This window comes from Arthrobacter sp. NPDC058130, assembly GCF_042884475.1.
Taxonomy (GTDB): Bacteria; Actinomycetota; Actinomycetes; order Actinomycetales; family Micrococcaceae; genus Arthrobacter.
The window spans coordinates 42,803-69,276 of sequence record NZ_JBHVTV010000006.1 but is presented as its reverse complement, the minus strand read 5'-3'; the positions used below and the strand labels follow the sequence as shown (position 1 = coordinate 69,276).

Genomic DNA, 26,474 nt, shown 5'->3' with positions numbered 1-26,474 from the left:
ATCAGCGGCCGAACACCGTGCGGTCCAGGAAGGCGTTGCGGAATTTTCCGGCCGGATCCAGCCGGCCGGCCAGTGCCGTGAAGTCGGCAAAGCGGGGGTACAGCGGGGCGAGCCCGGCGGCGTCGGCGTGGAAAAGTTTGCCCCAGTGCGGCCTGGCGCCGAACGGGGCCAGTTCCGCCTCAAGGAGCGGCAGGATTGCCCTGACCGCCGGCTCGTCCTGGCGCCAGGTGAAATGCAGGCCGATCCCGTCCCGGCCATAGTTGGGGCTGAGCCACAGCTCGTCAGCCGCGATGGTCCGGATTTCCCCGACCAGGAGCAGGGGAGTGACCACGCCGGAGAGCCTGCGCATGGTGCGGATGGCCTCCACGGCATGCTCCCGCGGGATCAGGTATTCGCTCTGCAGCTCGTCACCCTTGCTGGGCGTGAACTCCATCCGGAAGTGGGCGAGCCGGTCGGCCCACGGCCCGGGAACGCCGAGTTGCTGGGTGCAGTTGCTTCCGGACACGCCAGGCAGCGGGTGCCGGGCCTGGGTGGCCGGCGTGCCGGAGAAGAATTCCGGCAATCCGGCGGGCAGCACGGCCCGGTCCGTGCGGTTCTTGAGCCACGCCTGGCCCACGGTCGCCCCGCTCCAGTCGGTGAACAGGCTCACGCTGTAGGCCGAGGAAGTCAGGGCGTCGAAACTTTCCAGGACCTGGCCCCAGTCGAGGCCTTCAAAGACACTCTGGGCAATCTCGAAGCTCGGCTCAATGTCCAGGGTCAGCCGGCTGACGATGCCCAGCGCGCCCAGTCCCACCACCATGCCGGCGAAGTCGGGATCGCCGCGGCGGGCCGTGACTACCGTGCCATCGGCGCTGACCAGCTCAAGGGCCGCCACGGCCGTGGCGAGGTTGCCGTTGCCGTCGCCGGAGCCATGCGTGGCGGTGGCAACAGCTCCCGCCACAGAGATGTGCGGCAGCGAGGCGAGGTTGTGGAGGCCGAAGCCATGGCGCTGGAGTTCCGCCGCGAGCGTCCCGTAGCGCGTGCCTCCGCTGACGCTGACGTTCATGGCCTGGACGTCGATGCTGATGCCGGCGTCGAGCCTGTCCAGCACCACCTGGGTCCCGGCGGTGTCCGCAATGTCATTGAAGGAGTGGCGGGACCCCAGCGCCCGGACCTTCCCGGCTCCGGCCACCACATCCTGCAGCTCCGCGATGCTGGCCGGATGGGCCATCTTCGCCGCCTGGTAGCCGTAGTTCCCTGCCCAGTTGCGTTCGGTCACCAGCTGGTCGATCGCGGTTGAATCCTTCATTCCGGGCCTCTTTGCCTGTGTGTTTGCCTGTGGTCGCCTCATCGGCGGTGCTATTTGCTGTTGTTCACAACATAACAGTCGCGTCCGCCATGCGCTATGTAAATCGACCACAGAACGATGGGATTTTTCCAAAGTCTTCTCGGGCATGTGGTTGACACCACAGAAATTCATAATATGTTGGTGTGTAGAACAATTCATCCTGAACCAAACACATCTACCCCTCGGAGAAGTCAATGACGATTCAGCCCACCCGTGAAGACAAGTTTTCCTTCGGCCTCTGGACGGTCGGCTGGGAGGCCCAGGACCAGTTCGGCTCCGCCACCCGCCCGCCGCTGGACACGGTCGAGGCCGTCAACCGGCTCAGCGACCTCGGCGCCTACGGCATCACCTTCCACGACAACGACCTCTTTCCCTTCGGCTGCTCCGCCGCTGACCGCCAGCGCGAAATCGACCGCCTGACCGGTGCGCTGAAGGCCACCGGAATGGTCGTCCCGATGGTCACCACCAATCTGTTCAGCCACCCCGTCTTCAAGGACGGCGGCTTCACCAGCAACGACCGCGGCGTCCGGCGCTTCGCCCTGCGCAAGGTCCTGGACAACATCGACCTCGCCGCAGAGCTCGGTGCGGAAACCTTCGTCATGTGGGGCGGCCGCGAAGGCAGCGAATACGACGCCGCCAAGGACATCCGCGGCGCCCTGGAACGCTACCGCGAAGCCGTGAACCTGCTGGGCGACTACGTCACGGACAAGGGCTACAACATCCGGTTCGCCATTGAGCCCAAGCCCAACGAACCCCGCGGCGACATCCTGCTGCCCACCCTGGGCCACGCCCTGGCATTCATCGAAACGCTCGACCGCCCCGAACTGGTGGGCATCAACCCCGAAACCGGACACGAGCAGATGGCCGGCCTGAACTTCACCCACGGGATCGCCCAGGCGCTCTACCAGGGCAAGCTCTTCCACATCGACCTCAACGGCCAGCGCAGCATCAAGTTCGACCAAGACCTGGTGTTCGGCCACGGCGACCTGCAGAACGCGTTCTCCCTGGTGGACCTGCTGGAAAACGGTGGTCCCGACGGCGGTCCTGTCTACACCGGTCCGCGCCACTTCGACTACAAGCCCAGCCGCACCGAGGACATCGACGGCGTGTGGGACTCAGCTGCCGCCAACATGCAGACCTACCTCCTGCTCAAGGAACGTGCCAAGGCCTTCCGCGCCGACCCCGAGGTCCAGGCGGCGCTGCAGGCCTCGCGCGTGGCAGAAATCAACGAACCCACGCTGAACCCGGGCGAAGGCTACGAGCAGCTCCGCGCTGACCGTGCTTCCTACGAGGACTTCGACGCCGACGCCTACTTCGGCGGCAAGGGCTTCGGCTTCGTGAAGCTGCAGCAGCTCTTCATCGAGCACCTGCTCGGCGCCCGCTGATCCCGTGACGGCTGCTCCCATGAACCTCGTTGCCGGCGTCGACTCCTCCACCCAAAGCTGCAAGGTGGTGGTCCTGGACGCCGGCAGCGGCACGCTGGTCCGCGAGGGCCGTGCCGCCCACCCGGACGGCACGGAAGTGCAACCGGACCACTGGTGGCGGGCTCTGTCCGCAGCGTTCGACGACGCCGGCGGGCTGGCGGACGTCAGCGCCCTCTCGGTGGGGGGCCAGCAGCACGGCATGGTGCTGCTGGATCACGCCGGTGAGGTGGTGCGGCCGGCGCTGCTGTGGAATGACACCCGGTCGGCGGGGGCAGCCGCCGCGCTGACCGACGAAGTGGGGGCGGAAGACTTTGCCCGACGGACCGGGCTGGTCCCGGTGGCCTCCTTCACCATCACGAAAGTCCGCTGGGTCCGAGACCACGAACCGGACCTGGCGGACCGGGTGGCGGCCGTCGCGCTGCCCCATGACTGGCTGACCTGGCGGCTGCGTGGCTACGGCCCGGCGGCCTCCAGCCCGCTGGGCCCGGACCTGGAGCAGCTCACGACGGACCGCTCGGATGCCAGCGGAACGGGCTATTGGAGCCCCTCGTCCGGGGAATACGACCTCGACCTGTTCAAACTGGCCTTCGGCCGGGACGCCAGGGAAGCCGTCGGGAGCGCCGGGCCGGGGGAACCAGGAACTGTGGTCCTGCCCCGGGTTCTTGGCCCCGGCGACTCCGCCGGAGCGATCCACCCCGGCTGCTTCGGATCCGGCGCGGCGGAACTGCCCGGCGCGGCTGGATCAGGGTCGGCGGGACCCGGCACGGCGGCGCCAGGGCAACGGATCGTGCTCGGCGCCGGCGCCGGGGACAACGCGGCCGCAGCCCTGGGGCTGGGGACGAAGCCCGGTGACGTGGTGGTGTCCGTGGGCACCAGCGGCACCGTGTTCTCGGTGGCCTCCCGCGCCGTCGCCGATCCCAGCGGAACGGTGGCGGGATTCGCGGACGCCAGCGGCGAGTATCTGCCCATCGCCGTCACGCTCAACGCCGCCCGGGTGCTCAGCTCCGTGGCCGGTATCCTCGGTGTGGACTTCGACGAACTGTCTCGCCTTGCCTTGGAGGCCGAACCTGGCGCCGGGGGCGTCGTGCTGGTGCCGTACTTCGAAGGTGAGCGCACACCCAACCTGCCCCACGCCAAAGCCAGCTTCCACGGGCTCAGCATTGCCTCCAGCACGCGAAGCAACCTCGCCCGGGCCGCCATCGAAGGCATGCTCTGCGGCCTGTCCGGAGGGCTGGATTCCCTGCGGTCGCAAGGCGGCGCCGCAACACGCCTGCTCCTGATCGGCGGCGCCGTGCAGAATCCGGCGGTGCAGGCCATCGCGGCCCAGGTCTTCGATCTGCCGGTAGTGGTCCCCAGCCCGGGTGAGTACGTGGCCCGGGGTGCCGCTGTCCAAGCGGCGTGGGCCCACCACGGCAGCCGTCCTGATTGGCCCGTCGCGGTGGACGCCGCGCCGGCCCCGGACTACCAACCGGTCATTAGGCAGAACTACCTGAGGGCATGCGGCCACATTGACCCCGGCAACTGAGCCGCTGCTGGCCGGAACGCCGCGCGTGCGGTCGCCTCGGCCAACAGCGGAGCCGGAACCTGCCGGGTGTCTGGTTCGCGGCTATGCGCCCGGCTCCGGGTTCCCGGCGGCGGGAGGGGCCGTCGATTCCCGGACTACCAAGTGGGTGGCCAGTTCGACCCGTCGTGAGTCGAGCTCCTCGCCGTTGGCCAGCCGGAGGACGGCGCGCAGGGCTGCGCGGCCCATCTCCTGCAGCGGCTGCGTCACGGTGGTCAGGGCGGGGATGGACTGCTCCGCCTGGTACGTGCCGTCGAAGCCCACCAGGCTCAGGTCCTCGGGGATCCGCAGTCCGTGACGCCGGGCTTCGGCCAGGACGCCGAGGCCGATGCTGTCACTCCCCGCGAAGATGGCGGTCGGGGGCTCGGGGAGGGCCATGAGCGCCTTGAGCGAGCGGATTCCGTGTTCGGGGCGGAATTTGTCCAGCATGACGTAGTCCGGCCGGACCTGGACTCCGCCGGCCATGAGCGCTGCCATGTAGCCATGGAGGCGGGCCTGGTTGCATTCGGCCGATTCCGGTCCGCCGACGTAGGCGATCCGCCGGTGGCCGAGGCCGAGGAGGTGCTCCGTGGCTTCCTTGCCGCCGGCCCAGTTGGTGGCCCCCACACTGACAACCTCCGACGGCGGCGGGTTGAGCGGATCGATTACCACCACCGGGATGTGCCGCCGGCGGAAGGCGCTCAACTGGGCCGTACTGAAACCGGACGTCACCACAATCAAACCGAGCCGGCCTTCATCCAGGATGCGCTGGGCCCGCCGCTCCGGGCTGAGTGTCATGGCCGCTGGGTGCCCGGTCACATCGATCAGAACCTGGACGTCGATGGACGCGGCTTGCTCCAGCACGCCGTTCAGGACCTCGACGGAGTACGCGGAGTACAGCGAGTCGAACACCACTTCCACGATCCCGGTCCGGCCCTCGGCATGCTTGCGCTGGTGCGTGGACTGGTAGCCCAGCTGCTCAAGCGCCGCCAGGACCTTGGTGCGCGTGCTCTCGGCAACGTCCTCCCGTCCGTTGATGACCTTGGAGACGGTGGGTGAGGAGACGCCGGCCTCCCGGGCGACGGCGGCAAGCGTGGGCCTGCCGGAACCCTGGACTAGTGACACGATGACTCCTGTACTTTCGAAATATTTCGATACGAAGAAGTCTCACCGTGTTTGCCCAGCGCGTCAAGTACATTCGCCATTAATGTCCTGTGAGTTCCGATTTCGCTCTTGACTGTGATTGGTGTCACCACTACTTTAGTTTCAGAAGTCGCAAACTTTTACGAAACTTTTCGAAACTTGCTTCACCCATCAGCAGCGGCAGCGCAGCCTTCCTCACGAGGGCTGGGCTGCCACTCCCACAACCGGGCCATCAGCGCAGACCCCGGAGGACGAATGGAATCCCAGATGAAAAATCGTACGTTTCGCAGTGCCGCAATGGCCCTCTCGGCCGCCGCAGTTTCGATCAGCCTGGCCGCCTGCGGTTCCAGCGGCCCGGCAGGAACTGCCGCCAGCGCAGACTCGGCCACAATGTGGGGGCTGACCGGCGGCAACCAGCCCGTCCTGCAGCGGTCCGTCACTGACTGGAACTCCGCCCACCCGGATTCGTCCATCAAACTGGATTTCTTCGCGAACGACGCCTACAAGACCAAGGTGCGCACCGCCGTCGGGGCCGGCCAGGGCCCCACCTTCATCTACGGCTGGGGCGGCGGGGTGCTGAAATCCTACGTCGACGCCGGACAGGTGGACGATCTCTCCTCGTTCCTGAAGGACAACCCCGACGTCCAGAATCGCTACCTTCCGGCCGTCCTGAAGAACGGCGTCATCGACGGCAAGACCTACGCCTTGCCCAACAACAACGTGCAGCCTGTGGTGCTGTACTTCAACAAGGACGTCTTCGCCAAGGTGGGCGCCGAGGCTCCCAAGACCTGGGACGAACTGATGGCATTGGTGCCGAAGTTCAAGGACGCAGGCATTGCCCCGTTCTCACTCGGCGGCCAGTCCAGGTGGCCGGATCTGATGTGGCTGGAGTACCTCGTGGAACGCATCGGCGGCCCGGAAGTCTTCGCCAACATCGCGGCCAACAAGCCGGACGCGTGGTCCGACCCCGCGGTCACCGAGGCGCTGACCAAGATCCAGCAGCTCGTGGACGCCGGCGGCTTCGCCAACGGCTTCTCGTCCATAGCGGCGGACAGCAACGCCGACCAGGCCCTGTTGTACACCGGCAAGGCGGCCATGATCCTGCAGGGTGGCTGGATCTACCAGGGCATGAAGAAGGACGCCGCCGACTTCGTCAAGAGCGGCAAGCTCGGCTACACCACCTTCCCCACGGTCTCCGGCGGCAAGGGCGACCCCACCAACGTGGTGGGCAACCCCTCCAACTTCTGGTCCGTCTCCTCGAAAGCCACCGACGGCCAGAAGAAAGCGGCCCTCGAGTATGTGAAGTCCGGCATGTTCTCGGACAGCAACATCCAGGGCCTGATCGACTCCGGGGCCGTGCCGGTGGTCAAGGGCATCGAAAGCAAGCTCGCCGCGTCCCCGGACAAGGACTTCCTGACCTACGTCTATGGCATGGCCAAGAACGCGCCGAGCTTCACGCTCTCCTGGGACCAGGCCCTGAGCCCCGCGCAGGGTGACGCCATGCTGGCCAACCTGGACCAGATCTTCCTGAAGAAGATCACCCCGGAGCAGTTCGTCGCCACGATGAACGCGACGATCGGAAAGTAATCCAGTGTCCACCACATCCGGTTCCTCCCGGCGGGCCCTTCAACCGGGCCCGTCGGGGTGGCTGGCCGCGCCAGCCCTTGCCTTCTTCCTGCTCTTCGCCATCATTCCGCTGCTGGGCGTCTTGTTCCTGAGCTTCACCTCGTGGGACGGCCTGGGCGAGATCAAGCTGGACGGTCTGTCCAGCTGGACAACCGTTCTGACGGACCCCGTGACCGGCAACGCCCTGCTGGTGACGGCGAAGATCATGTTCTTCTCCTTCATCGTCCAGGCGCCGATCAGCCTGCTCCTGGGGGTCTTCACCGCCGCGGGCCAGAAGTACCGCGCGGCCCTGGCCGTCCTGTACTTCGTGCCGCTGCTGTTGTCCTCGGCCGCCGTCGCGATCGCGTTCAAGGCCCTCCTGGACCCCAACTTCGGCCTGGGCGCCGGGCTCGGCCTGCCGATCCTGGCCCAGGACTGGCTGGGCAATTCGGACCTGGTGCTGTTCGTCGTCGTCTTCGTCATCGGCTGGCAGTTTGTCCCGTTCCACACGCTGATCTACCAAGGCGGCGTGCGCCAGATCCCGTCGTCGCTGTATGAGGCAGCGCAGATCGACGGCGCCGGCCGGGTCCAGCAGTTCTTCAACATCACGCTGCCCCAGCTGAAGTACACCATCATCACCTCCTCCACGCTCATGGTGGTCGGTTCCCTGGCCTACTTTGACCTCGTCTTCGTCCTCACCGGCGGCGGTCCCGGCTACGCCACACGGCTGCTTCCGCTGCACATGTACCTCACCGGGTTCAAAGCCAATGACATGGGCGCCGCCAGTGCCCTCGGCGTCATCCTCGTCGCGATCGGGCTGGCACTGGCCCTGCTGCTGCAGCGACTGGGCGGCAAGAACCGCAACGCAAGCCAATTGGAAGGTGCCTGATGGCTTCCATCACCCAGCTCCCCGTCCCGCCCTCGGCCCCCGCCCGCCCCGCTGCCAGGCCCCGCCCGCGGACCAAGGGACCGGGACGGACCCGCCCCAACTTCCTTGGCGGCCTTGGCGGCTGGCTCTGGCTGGCCATCATCATCGTCCCCGTCTACTACGTGGTGGTGACAAGCCTGAAAAACCAGGCAGGGTTCTTCTCGTCCAACCCGATGATGCCGCCCACTGAGCCCACCCTGGACAACTACAAGCTGGTGGTGGAGAACGACTTCGCCCGGTACTTTGCCAACAGCCTGATCGTCACAGTCGGCAGCGTTGTGCCGGCACTCCTGGTTTCCTTCATGGCCGCCTACGCGATCGTACGCGGCAAGAGCAGGTTCCTCAGCTGGACCAACAACCTGTTCCTGTTGGGCCTGGCCATCCCGCTGCACGCCACGATCATCCCCATCTACTGGATGATCACGCGCGCCCACATGTACGACACCCTGCTGGCCCTGATCCTGCCCTCCATTGCCTTCGCCATCCCGATCTCCGTGCTGATCCTGTCCAACTTCATGCGTGACGTGCCCAACGAGCTCTTCGAATCGATGCGGCTGGATGGCTGCTCCGACTGGGCCATGATGTGGCGCCTGGCGCTGCCCATGACCAAACCCGCGGTCATCACGGTGGGAATCTACAATGCCCTGCACGTCTGGAACGGCTTCCTGTTCCCGCTGATCCTGACCCAAAGCCCGGAAACCCGGGTGCTGCCGCTGTCGCTGTGGACGTTCCAGGGCGAGTTCAGCGTCAACATCCCGGCCGTGCTGGCCGCCGTCGTGCTCGCCACGCTGCCACTGCTGGTGGTCTACATCATCGCCCGGCGCCAGCTGCTCAGCGGCCTCACGGCCGGCTTCAGCAAATAGAGAGGACTTGTTGTGTTTGAACCGAAACCCTTGCGGGTGGGAATGGTGGGCTACGCCTTCATGGGCGCCGCGCACTCCCACGCCTGGCGGACCGCCCCGCGGTTCTTCGACCTCCCGCTCGCTCCCGAGCTGGCGGCCGTTGCCGGCCGGAATCGGGAGGGGGTGCGGGCCGCGGCGGCGAAGTACGGCTGGGACTCCGTGGAGACGGACTGGCGGGCGCTGATCGAGCGGGACGACATCGACCTGATCGACATCTGCACTCCCGGCAACACGCACGCCGAGATCGCCATCGCCGCGCTCGAGGCCGGCAAACACGTCCTGTGCGAGAAACCGCTCGCGAACTCGGTGGCCGAGGCCGAGCAGATGGCCGCGGCCGCGGACGCGGCGGCGGGCCGGGGCGTGTACTCGATGTGCGGGTTCAGCTACCGCCGCACCCCGGCGCTGGCCCTGGCGCGGCGGATGGTCGCCGAGGGCCGGCTCGGGCAGATCCGGCACGTCCGGGCCCAGTACCTGCAGGACTGGCTGAGCGACGCCGACGCTCCGCTGACCTGGCGGCTGGACAAAACCAAGTCCGGGTCCGGCGCGCTCGGGGACATCGGGGCGCACAGCATCGACGCCGCCCAGTGGATCACCGGGCGGAACATCACCGGCGTCTCGGCGCTGCTGGAAACGTTCGTGACCGAACGGCCCCTGGCCGGGGACCTGGTGGGCCTGGGCGGACTCGGCGCCGCCGGCGCCCCGCGCGGGCCGGTCACCGTGGACGACGCCGCGCTGTTCACCGCGCGTTTTGCCGGAACGCCCGACGACGGTGCTGCCTCCGGCCCGATCGGCATCTTTGAAGCCACCCGCTTTGCCCTGGGCCGGAAGAACGCGATGCGCCTGGAACTGAACGGCACTTTGGGCTCCCTGGCCTTTGACTTCGAGGACATGAACTCCCTGTCCGTCTACGACGCCGGCCAAGAGCCGGACGCAGGCTTCCGAAGGATCATGGTCACGGAACCTTCCCACCCGTACACCGGCAACTGGTGGCCCACCGGCCACGGCCTCGGTTACGAGCACGTATTCACCCACCAAGTGGTGGACCTGGTTACCGCGATCGGCGCTGGCGAGCAGCCCTCGCCGTCGTTCGCGGACGCCTTGCAGGTCCAAAAAGTCCTCGCCGCCATCGAAACCAGCGCCGGCAACAACAGCCACTGGCACACCCTCTGAGAGGAAAGACCATGACACGACCCATCACCCTCTTCACCGGCCAGTGGGCAGACCTGCCCTTCGAAGAGGTGGCGCGGCTCGCCGGCGAGTGGGGCTTCGACGGCCTGGAGATCGCCTGCTGGGGCGACCACCTGGACCCGCAGCGTGCCGTCGAGGACGACGCCTACCTGCAAGGCCGGCTGGACATCCTGGACAAGCACCAGCTCAAGGTCCATGCGATCGCCAATCACCTCACCGGACAGGCCGTCTGCGACGATCCGATCGACGAGCGCCACGAGGGCATTCTTCCCGCCCAGGTGTGGGGCGACGGCGACGCCGAAGGGGTCCGCACCCGCGCCGCCGAGGCCATGAAGACCACGGCGCGCGCGGCCGCCAGGCTGGGCGTGGAGACCGTCACCGGGTTCACCGGGTCCTCGATCTGGAAATGCGTCGCCATGTTCCCGCCCGCCTCGGACGCCATGATCGAACGAGGCTACCAGGACTTCGCGGACCGCTGGAACCCGATCCTGGACGTCTTTGACCAGGAAGGGGTCCGGTTCGCCCTCGAGGTCCACCCGTCCGAAATCGCCTACGACTACTGGACCGCCAAGCGCACCCTGGAAGCCATCGGCCACCGGGAGAACTTCGGCCTGAACTTCGACCCGTCCCACTTCCTCTGGCAGGACCTGGACCCCGTAATGTTCCTGCAGGACTTTGCCGACAAGATCTTCCACGTCCATGTCAAGGAATCGGTCCGCCAGCTCAACGGCCGCAACGGACGGCTTGGCTCCCACCTGCCCTGGGCCGACCCGCGCCGCGGATGGGACTTCGTCACGGCCGGCCATGGCGACGTCAACTGGGAGCCGATATTCCGGACCCTGAACGCGATCGGATATCAGGGGCCCACCAGCGTCGAATGGGAGGACGCCGGTATGGACCGCCTGGTCGGCGCACCGCAGGCCCTCGCCCTGGTCACGGAACTTGCCACGATCACACCGCCCGCGGCCGCGTTCGACGCCGCCTTCGCCGCCCGCTGAACCGGCCCCGGCCACAACAAACCAACAACAGAGGAACCCCATGACAACCGAGCAAAAAACCGCCCTCGTGGTGCGCGGCGGCTGGGACGGGCACCAGCCCGTTGCGGCCACCGAGGAGTTCATCCCGTACCTGCAAGCCAGCGGCTATGAGGTCCGGGTGGAGGAATCGCCCAAGATCTATGCTGACGCCGACTACATGGCCGGCGTGGACCTGATCCTGCAGTGCGTGACCATGTCCACCATCGAAAAGGACGAGTTCGAGGGCCTCCGGGCCGCCGTCGAGAACGGAACCGGCCTGGCCGGCTGGCACGGCGGCATCGCTGATTCCTACCGCAACACCTCCGACTACCTGCACCTGATCGGCGGCCAGTTTGCCTGCCACCCGGGCAAGCACCCGGACGAGCGCACCGGCGGGCAGCCGGACAACTACGTCCCCTACACGGTCAACATGCTCCCGGCAGCGGCCGAGCATCCGATCACTGCCGGTCTGGGCGACTTCGACCTCGTCACCGAGCAGTACTGGGTCCTGGCCGACGACTACATCGACGTCCTGGCCACCACCACCCAGAAAGTCCGCGAATGGGACCCCTGGCACCGGGAGGTCACCTCGCCCGCCATCTGGACCCGGCAGTGGGGCAAGGGCAAGATCTTCGTCTGCACCCCGGGACACCGCGTCGAAATCCTCCAGGACAGCAATGTCCGCACCATCATCGAAAGGGGCCTGCTGTGGGCAAGCCGTTAGACCCAGACCAGCCAACAAACGTTGGAATCATCGGCTGCGGAGCCATCATCGCCCAGTACCTGGCGAGCTTCCGCCGACTTCAGGGCAGCAACCTCATCAACCTGGTCGCGGTCGCAGATCTGGACCCGGCCCGGGCGCAGGCAGTTGCCGACTCGTACGACGGCGTCCGGGCGCTCACCGTCGAGGCGCTCCTGGCGGCCGACGACGTCGACCTCGTCCTGAACCTGACCATCCCCGCGGCCCACGCCGAGGTCGCCCTTCGTGCGATCGCCGCCGGCAAATCCGTCTACGGCGAGAAGCCGCTGGCGGCAACCACCGCGGAGGCCCGGCAGGTTCTCGACGCCGCGCGGGCAGCCGGCGTCACGGTTGGCTGCGCCCCGGACACCGTGCTCGGCACCGGGATCCAGACCGCCCGGAAGGCCATCGATGACGGGCTCATCGGCCGGCCGATCTCTGCCACCGCCACCATGGTCACGCCTGGGCACGAGCGCTGGCACCCGAACCCGGACTTCTATTACCAGCCCGGCGGCGGGCCGCTGCTGGACATGGGCCCGTACTACGTGTCGGCCCTGGTCACCCTGCTTGGACCTGTGGTCTCGGTGATCGGTGCGGCCAGCCACACCCGCGACGAACGGACCATCGGCTCGGGCGCACGCGTTGGCCAGAACGTGCCTGTGGCGATCGACACCCACGTCACCGGCGTCCTGGTCCACGCCTCGGGGGCCTTGTCCACGCTGGTGATGAGCTTCGACGCCGTGAAGACCAGGAGCCCCAACATCGAAATCCACGGCGAGCACGGTTCCCTGGTGGTCCCGGATCCCAACCACTTCGACGGCGACGTGCAGCTCTTCGCCCTCGGCGCCGAGGACTGGCAGAGTCTTCCCGTCTCCGCCGGCTATGAGGACTCGGGGCGCGGCTTCGGCGTCGCGGACCTCATCCGCACGCCGGCCGGACAGGAGCCGCGGGCCGGAGGTGTCCTGGCCTTCCACGCCCTGGAGGTGATGGAGTCCGTGCTGGAGTCGGCACACACGGGTACGCCGGTCCGGATCGCCAGCACCGCAGCGCGGCCCGCCCCGGTCGAACTGGTCGCCATCGCGCCGTCTCCTGTGGCGGCCATTTCGTAGCCGCCGCCCGGCTGCACTTTCCCACCCCGATCCTCCCAGCTGCACCCTCCCAGCCCTCCACGGCCGAAGTCGCCGGAAAGCTGCGGGCTCGCCGGAAAATTTCCGCGAACTCGCAGGTTTCCGGCGATTTCGCGCGCCGGGGGGCAAAGGGGGAGGGAGGAGGGTGCGGAGGGAAGAAGGCGTGGCGCGGAAGCCAGGCGGCTTCAGTCTGCGGCGGAGCCCTGGTCGGCGTCGAACCCGGCCAGGAGGCGCCGGGAGGCCGTGTCCATGTGGGAGCGCATGGCTCCCGTCACGGCGGCCTCATCCCGCGATTCCAGCGCGCGGAAGATTTCCCGGTGCTCGGCCAGGGCCGCCGCCGCGTGCCCTTCGTCCGTCAAGGCACGGTCCACCCAGATGCGCAGCAGCGAGCGGATACTCTGCAGCAGTTCCTGCAGGACCTGGTTGCCGGAGGCGGCGGCGATTTCGCGGTGGAAGGCGGCGTCGGCCTCCACGAACGTTGCCAGGTCCCCGAGGTTGTGCTCCATGGTGGCCAGATTTTCGCGCATCCGGGCCAGGGCGTCGTCGGTGATCCGCTGGGCCGCCAGCTGGCCGGCCTGAACCTCGAGTCCGCTGCGCAGTTCCACGAGTTCGCGGGTGCGAGGGGCGCCAAGCATGAGGCCCCAGCTCAGGGTGCGGGGGAGGAGTTCGGAGATGCCGTCGCGAAGGTAGGTTCCGGACCCCGGGCGGACAATGACAATCCCGAGGATCTCGAGTGCTGCGAGGGCTTCACGGACCGCTGAGCGTCCGACCCCCAGCGAGGCGGCGAGTTGGCGCTCCGCCGGCAGTCGGGTCCCGACGGCGATCTCGCCGCTCGTGAAGTACCCCAGAAGGCGTTCCGCGACCTCGGATACAACCGAGCCTTGCTCCATGGAACCGAGTGCGGCACTTATTTTGGCCGTTGAAGCGGCGGAATTTACGGACACCTTCAAAGCGTAACAACCCGGACCCGCCGAACCATGCAGACTTCCATCTGTGAAATAAACATGTCAACCGGTTGACCAATTTAGGATGAGCGGCGTATGGTTTTTATCACACGCTTAGTTGGGCCTGGCCAGCTCTCAAGAACTATGCGGTGAGACCAACCCCGTGCTTCCAACGCAGGATGCGGCCGGGACATCAACATCTAGGAGTCAATGTGGACACCACGCAATCAGTGGTCGAAAGATCTGCAATCAAGAAGGTGGCAGTGCGGCTGGTGCCGTTCGTCGCTCTCATGTTCTTCATCAACTATCTGGACCGCACGGCCATCTCCTTTGCCGGCCCCAACGGCATGAACACCGATCTCGCTCTCTCGGCGGCCCAGTTCGGCTTCGCCTCCGGCGTCTTCTTCATTGGCTACATCCTGCTGGAAGTCCCCAGCAACCTCGCCCTGCACAAGTTCGGTGCCCGCCGCTGGCTGGCCCGCATCATGGTCAGCTGGGGCATTGTCTCCCTGCTCTTCACGTGGGTGGGCAACGTGGAGCAGCTCTACGTCCTGCGCTTCATCCTGGGCGTGGCCGAGGCCGGATTCTTCCCCGGCGCCATCCTCTTCCTCAGCCTGTGGGTCCCGTCACGGCACCGCAGCAAGATCCTTGCCCTGTTCTACCTGGCCCAGCCGCTGACCACAGTCATCGGAGCCCCGCTTGCCGCCCTCCTGATCCAGCAGCATGGCCTCTTCGGCCTCGAAGGCTGGCGCGTCATGTACTTCGGTGTCGCCATCCCCGCCATCCTGATCGGCGTCGCCGCCTGGTTCTACCTCGCGGATTCCCCGGCCAAGGCCAAGTGGCTGAGCGCTGACGAGAAGACCTGGCTGACCGGAGCGCTGGAGAAGGAAAAGAACGCAACCGCCGCCAGCAACAAGCACGTCAGTGTCCGTACCGTCTTTGGCAACGGCCGCGTCTGGATGCTTGCCCTGATCTACTTCGGCTTCATCTACGGCCTGTACGCACTCGGCTTCTTCCTGCCGACGATCATCTCCGGCTTCGAGGGCCTGTACGGCACCAAGTTCGACGTCTTCCAGAAGGGTCTGATCACGGCCATCCCGTACCTGCCGGCCGCGTTTGCCCTGTACTTCTGGTCCAAGGACGCCACCAAGCGCGGTGTGAAGACCTGGCACATCGCCGTCCCCGCCCTCATCGGCGGACTGAGCATCCCGCTGGCCCTCTTCGCGGGATCGCCGGCAGCGACGATCGCGGTCATCACCCTCACGGCGATGTCCATCTTCGCGGCCCTGCCGAACTTCTGGACGGTCCCCACCCAGTTCCTCACCGGTGCCGCGGCCGCCGCCGGCATCGCCCTGATCAACACCGTGGGCAACCTTGCCGGCTTCAGCGCCGGCTACGTCACCGGCTGGCTCAAGGACTGGACCGGCAGCTACAACGTGCCCATGTTCGTAGTGGGTGGCTTCATGATCCTTTCGGCCATCCTCATGGTGGTGCTTGCCCGCAAGGGCACCGCCAACGCAACGGCCACGGACCTTTCCGCCATGTCAGGGGAGTCCGAGGCCGCGGAGTCGGCCGCCGCCCACTAACGGACGTAGCCCGCTCCCAACAAACCGGTGCCCGCCGCGTGCCAACGGCCGCGGCGGGCACCCACCAAGCAGCTTTCCCTCTTCCAGGAGTACCCCCATGACCCGCCTGTTCAATGACCCCGCAGCCTTCGCTGACGAAATGATCGAGGGCTTCGTCGCCTCCCACAGCCGCTGGGTCAGGCGCGTTTCCGGCGGCGTCGTCCGCAACACCCAAAGCACCGCCAACACCGTGGCGCTCGTGATCGGCGGCGGCTCCGGCCACTACCCCGCGTTCGCCGGGCTCGTCGGCCAGGGCCTCGCCCACGGCGCCGCCATGGGCAATCTCTTTGCCTCCCCGTCCGCGCAGCAGATCTACAACGTGGCGAAGGCCGCCAACAACGGCGCAGGCGTCCTCCTCGGCTACGGCAACTACGCCGGCGATGTCCTGCACTTCAACCAGGCCCAGGCCCGCCTCCGCGCCGAAGGCATCGACTGCCGCAGCATCGCCGTCACCGACGACGTCTCCTCCGCCCCGCCGGCCGAGCGCGCCAAGCGCCGCGGGATCGCCGGCGACCTCACCGTCTTCAAAGTGGCCGCCGCCGCTGCCGAGGCCGGATACAGCATGGACCAGACCCTCGAGATCGCCGAGCGCGCCAACCACCGCACCCTCTCCTTCGGCGTGGCCTTCAGCGGCTGCACCCTGCCTGGCGCGGACCATCCGCTGTTCTCCGTCCCCGAGGGCCGGATGGCCGTCGGCATGGGCATCCACGGCGAACCCGGCATCGGCGAGACGGGCATCCCGACGGCGGATGAGCTCGCCGAGCTGCTGGTCGCCAAGCTCCTCACCGAAATCCCCGAAGGTATCGACGCTTCCGCAGATGCCGCCGCCCGGCCGCGCGTTGTGCCCATCCTCAACGGGCTGGGCAGCGTCAAGTACGAGGAACTCTTCGTGGTCTACCGCCGCGTCGCCCATCTCCTCGCCGAGGCCGGCCTGGACGCCGTCGACCCGCAGGTGGGCGAACTCGTCACCAGCTTCGACATGGCCGGCACCTCCCTCACGCTGTTCTGGCTCGACAACGAGCTCGAGACCCTCTGGCACGCACCCGCCGACGCCCCGGCCTTCCGCCGCGGCGCCGTCACCGCTGCCGCCCTCGAGGCCGCCGACTTCACCGACCCGTCAGAGATCGAAGCGTCCATCCCGGAGACCTCCGACGAATCCCGCGCCGGCGCCGTCCGGGTCCTCGCCGCGCTCGGCGCCGCGAAGAACGTGGTGGACGCCAACGCCGAGGAACTAGGCCGGATCGACGCCGTGGCCGGCGACGGGGACCACGGCATCGGTATGGAACGCGGCGTCCGCGCCGCCGTCGACGCCGCGGCAGCCGCCGTCGCCCGCGGGGCCGGCGCCGCCACCACCCTCCACCTGGCCGGCGACGCCTGGGCCGACAAGGCCGGCGGCACTTCGGGTGCCCTCTGGGGCATGGCCCTGCGGGCCGTCGGGGATGCGCTCGGAAACACCAACGCCCCCGACGCCGGTGCTGTCGCCGCCGGAGTCGCCGGCGCCGCTGCCGCCATCATGGGCTTCGGCAAGGCCGCGCCGGGCGACAAGACCCTCGTGGACGTCCTGGTCCCGTTCCGCGACGCCCTTGCCGGCGGCGTGGACGCCGGGAAGTCCCTCACCAGCGCCTGGGGCACCGCCGCCACCATTGCGCAGCAGGCCGCCGAAGACACCGCGCAGCTGCTGCCGCTCATGGGCAGGGCCCGCCCGCACGCCGAGAAAAGCCTCGGCACCCCGGACGCGGGAGCGGTGTCCATGGCACTGATCGTCCGAGCAATCCACAACACTCTTCTCGAAAAAACAGTCGAGGGAAAAACAGTCAAGGAGAACGCATGAGCGCCAAACTGCGCCTGGTCATCGGGTGCGACGACGCCGGATTCGAGTACAAGGAAGCCCTGAAGGCAGACCTTGAAGCCAGCGGGCTGGTCGAGTCCGTCCGCGATGTGGGCGTCGATGCCACCAGCCACACCCCGTACCCCTCCGTGGCCATCGAGGCCGCCGAACTCGTTGCCTCCGGCGAGGCGGACCGCGCCCTGCTGGTCTGCGGAACGGGCCTCGGCGTAGCAATCGCCGCCAACAAGGTCCCCGGGGTCCGCGCCGTCACGGCGCACGACAGCTTCTCGGTGGAACGCTCCGTCCTGAGCAACAACGCCCAGGTCCTCACGTTCGGCCAGCGCGTCGTCGGCCTGGAACTGGCCCGCCGGCTGGCCCGTGAGTGGCTCACCTACACGTTCGACGAGAACTCGGCCTCGGCCGAGAAAGTCACACTGATTAAGGACTACGAGGGTGTCACTTCCTGCTAACTCCGCGACAGCCGGGACAGCCACAGCCGCCGGCCGTGCCGCCGGCCGTGCCGCCGCCGGCGCCGGCGCAACACAGCCCAGGGCCATCATCGGCGTCAGCCTGAAAATGTACTTCGGCTACCAGCGCACGCTGGACTACTGCCGCGAGGTCGCCGCCGTCGCCCTGGCACACCCCGCCGTGCAGAGCGGCGAGATCGAACTGTTTGTCCTGCCCGCGCTGCCGGCACTGCCTGAGGCTGCCCGGATCCTCGGCGTGGCCGGGGCCGGCGCCGGCGCCCAGGACATCTTCTGGGAAGACGAGGGCGCCTACACCGGTGAGGTTTCCGGCCGGACTGTGTCCGAGCTCGGCGGACGCTACGCCGAGGTGGGCCACGCCGAGCGTCGCCGGATCTTCGGCGAGGACCACAGGACCATCGGGCTCAAGACCGCCGCCGCCTTCCGCAACCGGCTCACCCCGGTGCTCTGCGTCGGGGAGCTGCAGCCCGGCTCGGTGGAGGAAGCCATCCGGCACTGCACTGCGGACATCGACGCCGCGCTCAACCGGGCACAGTCCCTGGGACCCGCGCGCCGGACCATTGTGGCCTACGAACCGCAGTGGGCCATCGGTGCCCCGGAACCGGCCACCCCGGAGTACATCAGCGCCGTCATCGCCGGACTGGACGGGCACCTGCGCGGGCTCCGCGGCCAGGCCGACAGCCGGGTGATCTACGGCGGAAGCGCCGGCCCCGGCCTGATCGGCCAGCTCGATGACGCCGTCGCCGGGCTGTTCCTGGGCCGCTTCGCCCACGACCCCAAGGCTCTCAGGACCATCTTGGACGAAACCGCGGCACGCCTGGGACTCCTGTCCGGGACGGCGGCAGCATGAGCAGGGCCGGCCAGGGCTCCCGGACCGGAGCGGGTTCGAAAATTGGCCTGAGCAGCTACGCCTTCTTTTGGCAGCTCTCGGACCGCGTCTCCGCACCGCTGGACCTCCATGAGGCACTGGCCGCGACCGCGGCCCTGGGCGTGGACCTCTTCCAGATCTGCGACTACGCGCGGCTCGAATCCATGACCGACGCCGAACTCAAAGACATCAGGGCCACCGCGGACTCGCTGGGGATGTCCTTGGAGCTCGGCACCAAGGGCATCCGGCCAGAGCATCTCCGGAAGTTCCTGCTCATCGCCGGAATCCTGGGCGCGCCGTTGCTGCGGACCATGTTCAACGTCCCGGGCCACACCCCGGACGCGGACCAGGCGGTGGCCGCCTTCACCGAGGTGCTGCCTGAGTTCGAGGCCGCCGGGGTGAAGATCGCCGTGGAAACCTACGAGCAGGTCCCCACCTCCCGCGTCCTGGACGTTGTCGCCCGGGTGGGCAGCCCCTACCTCGGCATCTGCAGCGATCCCGCGAACACCGTGGCGGCGCTGGAATCCCCGCGCGAGGTGATTGACGCCGTCGCGCCGTATGTCCTGAACATGCACATCAAAGACTTTGCGTTCAGCCGCAAGGAGGGGTGGGTCGGGTTCACGTACTCCGGCGCTCCCCTCGGCGAAGGCCTCCTGGACTATGCCTACATGGCCCGGAAACTGCAGCCCAAAGAAAGAAACATCAACCAGATCATCGAGCACTGGCTGCCGTGGCAGGCCTCCGAAGAAGCGACCATCCGCCTCGAAAAGCAGTGGACCCAGCAAAGCCTCGATTTCCTAAGGAGTAACTGAAATGTCAGCAGAACAATTGACCGTGGCCGTCATCGGAGCCGGAGGCAAAATGGGGCTGCGTGTTTCAGCCAACCTCCAGAAGAGCGCCCACACCGTCTACTACAGCGAAAACTCGCCGGCAGGCCAGGAGCGCGTCCGCGCCGAGGGCCGGGAAATCAGCACCACCGAGGACGCCATCAAGGACGCCGATGTCGTGATCCTGGCTGTCCCGGACACCGTCCTGGGCGTCGTGTCCCACGGCGTGGTCCCGCAGCTGAAATCCGGCGCCATCCTGCTCACCCTCGACCCGGCCGCTGCCTACGCCGGTCTGCTCGCCAAGCGCGAGGACGTCGTCCAGGCCGTGGCGCACCCCTGCCACCCCTCGGTCTTCCTGGAGCGCACCACCAAGGAAGAATGGGCCGACACCTTCGGCGGCCAGGGCGCCCCGCAAAACGTCGTCGCCGCGATCGACGAGGACGCCACCGAGGCCGCCCGCGCCGCCGCCGAGGCGACCATCAAGGTCATCTACGCCCCGGTGATCGATGTGCACTGGGTTACGGTGAAGCAGCTCGCCATCCTCGAGCCCACCCTCGTCGAGACCGTCGCCTGCATGATCGGCACCCTGCTCAAGGAAGCCCTGCACGAGACCGTGCACACCGCCGGCGTCCCGGAGGAGGCTGCCAAGGCCATGCTGTTCGGGCACGTCCAGATCGCCCTCACCAACGCCCTGCGCGGCTCCAACCCGTTCTCGGAGGCCTGCGAAATCGCCATCCAGTATGGCAAGGACACCATCATCAAGGACGACTGGAAGAAAATCTTCGACGACTCCGAGCTCGACTACGTCATCGCCAAGATGCTCAAGCTCGAGCCTGCCGCCCAGCGCTGAGCCGCCGCCCAACGCCGTAGGTCCGCACGCGGCCGAATTCGCCGGAAAGCTGCCCATACGCCGGAAAAGTCCGGCGAACTCGCAGGTTTCCGGCGATTTCGCGCGTCGGGGTAGGAGACGTCAGATGGTCCGCGGGGCCTTGGCCAGATTCTCTGCCAGCTCGGCCGCGTTCTGCCGGACCACGTAGGCCGGGCGGTCCCGCTCCGTACGCCAGCTCTCGGACAGCGGGCCCATGTTGACGGTGTCGAAGCCGAATTCGTCGTAGAGCCTGGTAACCAGCTTCGCCGCTTCCGGGAAATCGCTCGCCGTGGCCAGGGCCCGGCGGTTGGGGGTGCCGGGCGGAGTGCCGTCGGTGGTGATCTGGGAAAACATGATGTGGTTGAAGGCCTTGGCCACCTTGGACTGGGGAAGGTGCTCCTGCAGCAGGCCCGAGGTGGTGGCCTCACCGGCGTCCAGGGCCGGGAAATGCCCGTCGCGTTCCCAGTAGTAGTTGTTGGTGTCCAGGACGATCTTGCCCGCCAGCGGCTCCACCGGCACGTCCGGGAGGCTCCTGAGCGGCACGGTGACGACGGCGAAGTCGCCGGCCGCCGCGGCCTCGGCCGGCGTTGCGGCCCGGGCTTTGGGCCCCAGTTCCGCCACGATGCCCGCGAGGGATTCCGGCCCCCGGGAGTTGCTGATCACGACGTCGTAGCCGAGTTCCACGGCCTTGCGGGCCATCTGGCCGCCAATGTGTCCTGCACCGATGAATCCGATTGTTGTCATGTCGGGGCCAACACCCGGACGGCCACAGATATTTCGCCCGGGACCGTCAGCGCACTGGCCAGCCAAGTCGCCGGAAACCGGCGAACTCGCGCGTCGGCGAAGCTTCGGCGCTGTCCCGATTTAGGCCGTGGTCCCCGGTTCATCGTCGATGTCCGGGCCTTCCGCTGCGTCCTGGGAATGCGCCCGGTCGTCAAAGGGTTCAGCCGTTGCGTCGCCCTCGGCCGCGGTCTCGCTGTGGGCGCGCTCCGGCGCCTGTGAGTCCTGGTTCATGTCCGCTCCTCTGCTGCGAATCCTGCTGTTCCTGCGGTGGATTGTCGGCTACTGATCATCTAGCTCCCGGGGTCACAGGGCTGTCAAGGCCTCCCGGATCCTTGCGTTGTCAGAACGGTGCCCGGCCGCCCGGGCGGCTGGAATCCCGTTTGGGTTCCTTGCGGGGGCGCAGGGCATAGTCGCGGGACCGCTTGCTGGAGAGCGCCAGAAGCAGCAGGATATCCAGCGTCAGGCCGGGCAGATTGGACGCCAGCGTGATGTCGGGACCGCCGTGGAAGACATCGACGGCCTGGATGAAGATGGCGCCCGTGCTGAGCGCCATGGCCAGCGTCCGGGCCCAGTTGCGGCCCAGGAACACAAACCAGGCAAGCAGGACGTAGGCCAGGGCAAAGAGCAGGACCAGCACCGTTGCGATGCTGAGGGCCACTTCAGCCTGGGCCTCCGTGATCCCCGGGCCGGTTGCAGGCTGCGCCAGGGACTCCACGTGCGCGTCCCGGAAGAGCACCGTTGATATGGCGAGCAGGACAGCCGCCACCGCACGGGCGCCGACGAAGATCGCCCCGACGATCGTGGGCGCCGGGCGCCTGTTCCGGCTGTCGCTCGGAAGCCCGCCGCCCGAAAGCTTGTCGCTCGGAAGCCCGCCGCCCGAAAGCTTGTCGCCCGAGGACAAGGCCGCCGGTGCCTCGGCGGTCTGCCTGAGATCAATGATCGGGAGGTCGCCGTCGGTGGTGATGGTGTCGCCCCCGCCGTTGCGCGCGTGATAGCCGGTCGAAAAGTCCCGGACCACGCGGAGTCCGGCCGCGGGGTCGGCTTGGGTGATGGCTTCGACGACGTGGTCGCGTTCGGCGTCGGTGTTCTCAGCGATCTTGTGGGTGATCTGCAGGGTAAACAGGGACAGCCCGACGCTGCGGTCGTATGTGCCCGCAGCCAGCCAGTCAACGGCCAGGCCGCCAGGAAGCAGCCACCCGGGTGGGCAGCGCCAGAAACGGACGTGGTGCCGCTTGCCCGGGGTGCCGTCGACTTCCTGCTGATAGGCAAAATCCTGCTGGCGGCCGAACAGGAACAGGGGACTGACCGGGGCCTCGAGATAGCTGCGGTGCAGGAGTGTGGAGGAGACAATCCGCCGGCTGCTGGCGAGCGTGACGTCATCGGCCAGTGTCCAGCCCGCGGCCTTCATCACTCCGTGCACCTGCGGTGCGGATCCCAGAAGGGCCACGTTCACGGGATCGCCGAGCAGCCCGTCGCTGGTGCGCGCCCGGCCGATGAAATAGTCCGGGACGTAGAGCCGGGTCAGGATTCTGTGGAGCCGGGGGAGCACCAGATACGCGAGCAGGGCCCAAAAGATGAAGATGAACCAGACCTGCCCCCCAGCCCCACTGGAAGCTCAGTTGCAGCAGCAGCGAGGACAGCCATACGGCCGCGAGGCCACCCACCACGAAGAAGAAGGTGTCCAGCAGGGAGTATGGCACCGCGTCGGCGGGGGCGGCGACCTCAACCGCGGCCTTGGTCATGGCCGTCATGTTACGCGCACCGGCGGCAGTTGGCTCGAAGGATGAATCTTCTGGCCCAGAGGTTGAGCCTGGCGTGATTTGGCCGGCCAGCACCCACACCCGTGGATAGGGTGACAACCATGGAACCACTACTGAAAGTCTTGCGGCATTGGGGCGCCCCCGCGGCGGCCGTTCTCTTTTTCACGCTGTGGTGCGTGGCCGAGGCCGGCAGGATGGGGCCGGGCCTCGATACTTGGCCGGGGACGTTGCCGCTGATCCTCACGACAGCAGCCATTGCCGTCGCCGCCTGGAAGCCCTATGTGTCCCTCGGATTCACGGCAGGGCTGCTCGCGGGCCAGCTCGGGCACGCCATTCCCGCGATGTATGACAACGACTGGGCCATCTACCTGGGGGCGTTTGTGGCCCTGGGCTTCATCCAGTGGACGGCCCGGCGAAGGACACGCTTCATCGCCGCCGGCGCCGCCACGGTGTTCGCCGCCACTATGACATTTCTGATGCTGTCCTGGCGCTATGGCGCCGGGGTGGGCTGGTTCCCGCCGCTTTACATGGGCGACCGGTGGACGTTTCGGGCCTTCGGCTGGCAGCTCTTCGCTCTCCTGGCCGTCATCGCCGGAGCCTGCGCCGCCGTCGGGCTGGCACTGGCCCTCTACGAGGAGCGCGGCAGCCTCTTCCGGGCCCGGACCATCGCCCAGACCAGCCTCCGGGAAGCCGAGGTGGACTTGATCGTGGAACAGGAGCGGACACGGATCGGCCGGGACCTGCACGATGTCCTGGCCCATTCCCTCGCCGTGATTGCCGCGCAGGCGGATGGCACCCGGTACCTGAGCAAGGACCAGCCCAGGGCCGTATTGAACGCACTGGAAAACATCGCGACGTCGGCCCGGAGCGCCCTGGTGGACGCGCAGCGCGTCATCGAGGGAGTGCACGACGACGGCGCGGTCACGCCCCAGCCCCGGCTGGGCGACGTCGGGCCGCTGGTCGCGCGCATGCAGGACAGCCTCGCCATCGAAGAGAGCGAGTCCGGTGCGCCCGCCGGGCTCTCCGCCGGGCAGGAGCTCGCGGTCTTCCGGATCATCCAGGAATGCCTCACCAACGCCCTGAAACATGGCGGCCGCGGCACCGCAGTGCGGCTGCACCTGGACTGGAGCGGCCCGGGGCTCACGCTGCATGTGGCATCCGGGATCCCGGCAACGGCGGACAATTCCGACCCCGCCGCCGACACGCGGGTGGGCCGCGGTCTCCCGGGGATGCGGGAACGCGCCCACCTCGCCGGGGGCTGGATGACGGCCGGACCGGACGGGGAACAGTACCGGGTGACCGTGTTCGTCCCCTACGGTACAAGGATTGTCGACGCCGCCGCCGTCACCAGCGCGGGACCGGACCTGGTGCCCGCGGGACGTCCCGCAGCGCGCCCGGAAACGCCGCTGGTGGAGGCCGGCGACCGTGGCTGATGCCGGGACGGCTATCACGGTGGCGATCGTCGACGACCAGGCGCTGTTCCGGGCGGGAATCCGGATGCTGGTCGAAAGCCAGCCGGACATGGCAATGGCCTGGGAAGCCGGCGACGGCGCACAGGCGGCGGCGTTCGCCGTCGAACAGTGCCCCGATGTGATGCTCATGGACCTGCGTATGCCGGTCCTGGACGGCGTGGGCGCCACACGGCGGATCGTGCAGCAGACGGACGCAGCAGGCGCCGGCGCGCCGAAGATCATCGCCCTGACCACCTTCAACCGGGACCAGGCGGTGGTTGACGCCGTGCACGCCGGGGCCAGCGGCTACCTGCTCAAGAGCGCCGAACCGGAGTTCCTGCTCGCCGCGATCCGGACTGTGTACGCAGGGTATTCCGTGATTGCGCCCGGGTCGGTCCAGGACTTGTTCCAGCACGCCGCCCGGACAGTGCCGGCCGCGGGACCGGACCTGTCCGCGCTGGAAGTGCTCTCGGCCCGGGAACGGGACGTCTTCCTGCTCGCGGCCAAGGGGCTGGGCAACGGGGAGATCGCCGGAAGCCTGTTCGTATCCGAGGCTACCGTCAAGACACACCTCAGGAGCGTGCTGGCCAAGCTGGGCCTCGGGACCCGGCTTCAGCTGGTGGCGTTTGCCTATGAGCGCCGGCTACTGGGCTGATGGCCGCGGCTGAGACCGGCCACGAGACCGGCCGGGACCCCACGTCCCGACCGCAGATCTCGCGGCCGGGACGTCGTTTGCTGGCTCGTCAGAAGCTGGTCGTCTGCGTCAGGTAGCCGTAGTACCGGGAACTGATCGGGTGGACGGGATCGCCTTCAAAACCGTAGCTGTGGTGGCGCTTGGTGTACCCCTTCGTCAGGTCCAGGTACTGTTCCATGACATGCTCGGCCGAGCCCGTGCAGGCCTTCTGGCTGATGCACAGGGCCACGGACCCTGCCACTGCCGGGCTGGCGAAGCTGGTGCCGTGGTTCACGCCGTAGCCGCCGGGCACGGTGGAGAGGATGCACTCGCCCGGACCGGAGACCGTGTGGGCCTTGTCGTCGCTCGTGGTGGCGAAGTTGGAGAAGAATGCTGGCTCGTCATCCTTTTGACCGTACTTCGAAAAATCCGTGGTGTCGCAGGTTGGGGCGGCGAGGCCGCCAGGCTTCCCGTCGAAGTCGCCCATGGCGGTGGCGGTCAGCACCTGGTCGTAGGTGGCGGGCACTGTGTTGGCGAAGTCCATACCCTCGTTGCCGGCCGCGACAGCATAGGTGGTGCCGGCCCGGACGGAGCGGCAGATGGCGTAGTGCATCGGGTCGGTGCCCTTGCCGCAGTTAGGCGTGTCCGGGGCGCCGCCGGCAATACTGATGTTGGCCACGGCGATGTCGTTGTCCGGGTCGTCGTCCTTTTGTGTGGACGTCACCCAGTCGATGGCGCAGATCAGGCTCTGCTCGGAGATCAGGCCGGCGTCGTCAACCACCCGGACAGACCACAGCGGGGTGCCCGGGGCCGTTCCGATGACACCCAAGCGGTTGTTCTTGGCGCCGATGACGCCAGCGACAAATGTCCCGTGCCCCAATACGTCAACGGGTGTCACGTCCACGGGCGAGCCGGACTGGCAGTCGACGCCACCCTTGACGTTCAGGTCCGGGTGGGTCGCATCGATGCCGCTATCAATCACGGCAACGTTGACATTGATCCGCGAAGGCCCCTTGTCGAGCGCCTTCCGGACGTCTGAGTCTGTTCCGGCGATCCGCTCCCGCCAGAACGGTGTCTCCTGGCTGGCCGCGGATCCCAGATCCCGCGGTTGCTGGAAGGTCCGGCCCGCAGTGACGAAGTCAACGTTGGGGTCGGCCTGAAGGCGTTGCGCCTGGGCCGCCGTCAGCGTGGCAGAGTAGCCGTTTACAGCGTTGCGGTAGACCTTCGAGGCCGTGAACCCGTAGGCGCGTTGCTGCGCGGCCGCCGCCGCTCCGGCATCCACGACGCCATCCTTGAGAACGACGATGTAGTTTTGCGCCGTCTCAGCTGCGGACGAGGGGGCGGCGGCCACCAGGGAAAAGCCGGAGACCAGCGCAACGACACTCAGCGAGGCCAGCGCACGCCGAAAAGGGAGTCTGTCCGG

The 26,474-nt window shown here is 67.6% G+C and carries 23 protein-coding genes and 1 pseudogene; 17 read left to right on the top strand and 7 right to left on the bottom strand.

Features of this window, described 5'->3' with window-relative positions:
* Window position 1 precedes the first annotated feature (1 nt).
* Window positions 2–1,288, bottom strand: a complete 1,287-nt coding sequence (locus ACFVTM_RS12355; RefSeq protein ID WP_390203753.1) for an FAD-binding protein — start codon at window positions 1,286–1,288, stop codon at window positions 2–4.
* A 233-nt stretch (window positions 1,289–1,521) separates the two neighbouring features.
* Between ACFVTM_RS12355 and xylA the strand changes: the two genes are divergently transcribed.
* Window positions 1,522–2,712: a xylose isomerase gene (xylA, locus tag ACFVTM_RS12350; RefSeq protein ID WP_390203752.1), complete on the top strand. Its 1,191-nt coding sequence runs from the start codon at window positions 1,522–1,524 to the stop codon at window positions 2,710–2,712.
* A 19-nt stretch (window positions 2,713–2,731) separates the two neighbouring features.
* Entirely contained in the window at window positions 2,732–4,276 is a 1,545-nt protein-coding gene (locus ACFVTM_RS12345) for a xylulokinase (RefSeq protein WP_390203751.1), read from the top strand.
* 81 nt (window positions 4,277–4,357) lie between these two features.
* Here ACFVTM_RS12345 and ACFVTM_RS12340 read toward each other — a convergent pair whose 3' ends face one another.
* Entirely contained in the window at window positions 4,358–5,419 is a 1,062-nt protein-coding gene (locus ACFVTM_RS12340; protein ID WP_390203902.1) for a LacI family DNA-binding transcriptional regulator, read from the bottom strand.
* A 282-nt stretch (window positions 5,420–5,701) separates the two neighbouring features.
* Here ACFVTM_RS12340 and ACFVTM_RS12335 point away from each other — a divergent pair, with 282 nt between their 5' ends.
* The 7 genes from ACFVTM_RS12335 to ACFVTM_RS12305 are packed head-to-tail and all read left to right on the top strand — an operon-like array spanning window position 5,702 to window position 12,921.
* Window positions 5,702–7,021, top strand: a complete 1,320-nt coding sequence (locus tag ACFVTM_RS12335) for an extracellular solute-binding protein (RefSeq protein WP_390203750.1) — start codon at window positions 5,702–5,704, stop codon at window positions 7,019–7,021.
* A gap of 4 nt (window positions 7,022–7,025) precedes the next feature.
* Window positions 7,026–7,928, top strand: coding sequence for a carbohydrate ABC transporter permease (locus tag ACFVTM_RS12330; protein ID WP_390203748.1), 903 nt, complete (start codon window positions 7,026–7,028; stop codon window positions 7,926–7,928).
* Entirely contained in the window at window positions 7,928–8,830 is a 903-nt protein-coding gene (locus ACFVTM_RS12325; RefSeq protein ID WP_390203747.1) for a carbohydrate ABC transporter permease, read from the top strand. Before ACFVTM_RS12330 ends, ACFVTM_RS12325 begins: the two co-directional genes overlap by 1 nt.
* Before the next feature lie 42 nt (window positions 8,831–8,872).
* Entirely contained in the window at window positions 8,873–10,039 is a 1,167-nt protein-coding gene (locus ACFVTM_RS12320; protein WP_390203901.1) for a Gfo/Idh/MocA family protein, read from the top strand.
* An 11-nt stretch (window positions 10,040–10,050) separates the two neighbouring features.
* Window positions 10,051–11,055, top strand: coding sequence for a sugar phosphate isomerase/epimerase family protein (locus ACFVTM_RS12315; protein WP_390203746.1), 1,005 nt, complete (start codon window positions 10,051–10,053; stop codon window positions 11,053–11,055).
* A gap of 40 nt (window positions 11,056–11,095) precedes the next feature.
* A complete protein-coding gene (locus ACFVTM_RS12310) occupies window positions 11,096–11,797 on the top strand; it encodes a ThuA domain-containing protein (RefSeq protein ID WP_390203745.1) in 702 nt (233 codons plus the stop codon).
* Window positions 11,782–12,921, top strand: a complete 1,140-nt coding sequence (locus tag ACFVTM_RS12305) for a Gfo/Idh/MocA family protein (protein WP_390203744.1) — start codon at window positions 11,782–11,784, stop codon at window positions 12,919–12,921. The genes ACFVTM_RS12310 and ACFVTM_RS12305 overlap by 16 nt, the downstream gene beginning before the upstream one ends.
* A gap of 203 nt (window positions 12,922–13,124) precedes the next feature.
* On the opposite strand, the gene ACFVTM_RS12300 is transcribed toward ACFVTM_RS12305, so the two are convergent.
* Window positions 13,125–13,883, bottom strand: coding sequence for a FadR/GntR family transcriptional regulator (locus tag ACFVTM_RS12300; protein ID WP_390203743.1), 759 nt, complete (start codon window positions 13,881–13,883; stop codon window positions 13,125–13,127).
* A gap of 212 nt (window positions 13,884–14,095) precedes the next feature.
* On the opposite strand from ACFVTM_RS12300, the gene ACFVTM_RS12295 reads away from it, so the two are divergent.
* From ACFVTM_RS12295 to ACFVTM_RS12270, 6 genes are all read left to right on the top strand, one after another.
* Complete coding sequence (locus ACFVTM_RS12295; protein WP_390203742.1) at window positions 14,096–15,469, top strand: MFS transporter; 1,374 nt, start codon at window positions 14,096–14,098, stop codon at window positions 15,467–15,469.
* 97 nt (window positions 15,470–15,566) lie between these two features.
* A complete protein-coding gene (locus tag ACFVTM_RS12290; RefSeq protein WP_390203741.1) occupies window positions 15,567–17,339 on the top strand; it encodes a dihydroxyacetone kinase family protein in 1,773 nt (590 codons plus the stop codon).
* Entirely contained in the window at window positions 17,336–17,806 is a 471-nt protein-coding gene (locus tag ACFVTM_RS12285) for a ribose-5-phosphate isomerase (RefSeq protein ID WP_390203740.1), read from the top strand. Before ACFVTM_RS12290 ends, ACFVTM_RS12285 begins: the two co-directional genes overlap by 4 nt.
* Entirely contained in the window at window positions 17,790–18,671 is an 882-nt protein-coding gene (locus ACFVTM_RS12280) for a triose-phosphate isomerase family protein (RefSeq protein WP_390203739.1), read from the top strand. The genes ACFVTM_RS12285 and ACFVTM_RS12280 overlap by 17 nt, the downstream gene beginning before the upstream one ends.
* Window positions 18,668–19,501, top strand: coding sequence for a sugar phosphate isomerase/epimerase family protein (locus ACFVTM_RS12275; protein WP_390203738.1), 834 nt, complete (start codon window positions 18,668–18,670; stop codon window positions 19,499–19,501). The genes ACFVTM_RS12280 and ACFVTM_RS12275 overlap by 4 nt, the downstream gene beginning before the upstream one ends.
* A gap of 1 nt (window position 19,502) precedes the next feature.
* A complete protein-coding gene (locus ACFVTM_RS12270) occupies window positions 19,503–20,366 on the top strand; it encodes a phosphogluconate dehydrogenase C-terminal domain-containing protein (protein ID WP_390203737.1) in 864 nt (287 codons plus the stop codon).
* A 120-nt stretch (window positions 20,367–20,486) separates the two neighbouring features.
* Here the strand turns inward: ACFVTM_RS12270 and ACFVTM_RS12265 are convergent, their stop codons facing one another.
* From ACFVTM_RS12265 to ACFVTM_RS12255, 3 genes and pseudogenes are all read right to left on the bottom strand, one after another.
* On the bottom strand, window positions 20,487–21,128 hold the full coding sequence (locus ACFVTM_RS12265) for an NADPH-dependent F420 reductase (protein ID WP_390203735.1): 642 nt from the start codon (window positions 21,126–21,128) through the stop codon (window positions 20,487–20,489).
* Between the two features lie 120 nt (window positions 21,129–21,248).
* Entirely contained in the window at window positions 21,249–21,398 is a 150-nt protein-coding gene (locus tag ACFVTM_RS12260) for a hypothetical protein (protein ID WP_390203733.1), read from the bottom strand.
* A gap of 109 nt (window positions 21,399–21,507) precedes the next feature.
* Window positions 21,508–22,909, bottom strand: a pseudogene (locus ACFVTM_RS12255) (LssY C-terminal domain-containing protein).
* 119 nt (window positions 22,910–23,028) lie between these two features.
* Here ACFVTM_RS12255 and ACFVTM_RS12250 point away from each other — a divergent pair.
* Window positions 23,029–24,360 carry a sensor histidine kinase gene (locus tag ACFVTM_RS12250; RefSeq protein ID WP_390203732.1) on the top strand — a complete coding sequence of 444 codons (1,332 nt, stop codon included), beginning with the start codon at window positions 23,029–23,031 and terminating at the stop codon, window positions 24,358–24,360.
* Complete coding sequence (locus tag ACFVTM_RS12245; RefSeq protein WP_390203730.1) at window positions 24,353–25,033, top strand: response regulator; 681 nt, start codon at window positions 24,353–24,355, stop codon at window positions 25,031–25,033. The genes ACFVTM_RS12250 and ACFVTM_RS12245 overlap by 8 nt, the downstream gene beginning before the upstream one ends.
* 88 nt (window positions 25,034–25,121) lie before the next feature.
* Here ACFVTM_RS12245 and ACFVTM_RS12240 read toward each other — a convergent pair whose 3' ends face one another.
* Window positions 25,122–26,402, bottom strand: coding sequence for a S8 family serine peptidase (locus ACFVTM_RS12240; protein WP_390203728.1), 1,281 nt, complete (start codon window positions 26,400–26,402; stop codon window positions 25,122–25,124).
* Between the last annotated feature and the right edge of the window lie 72 nt (window positions 26,403–26,474).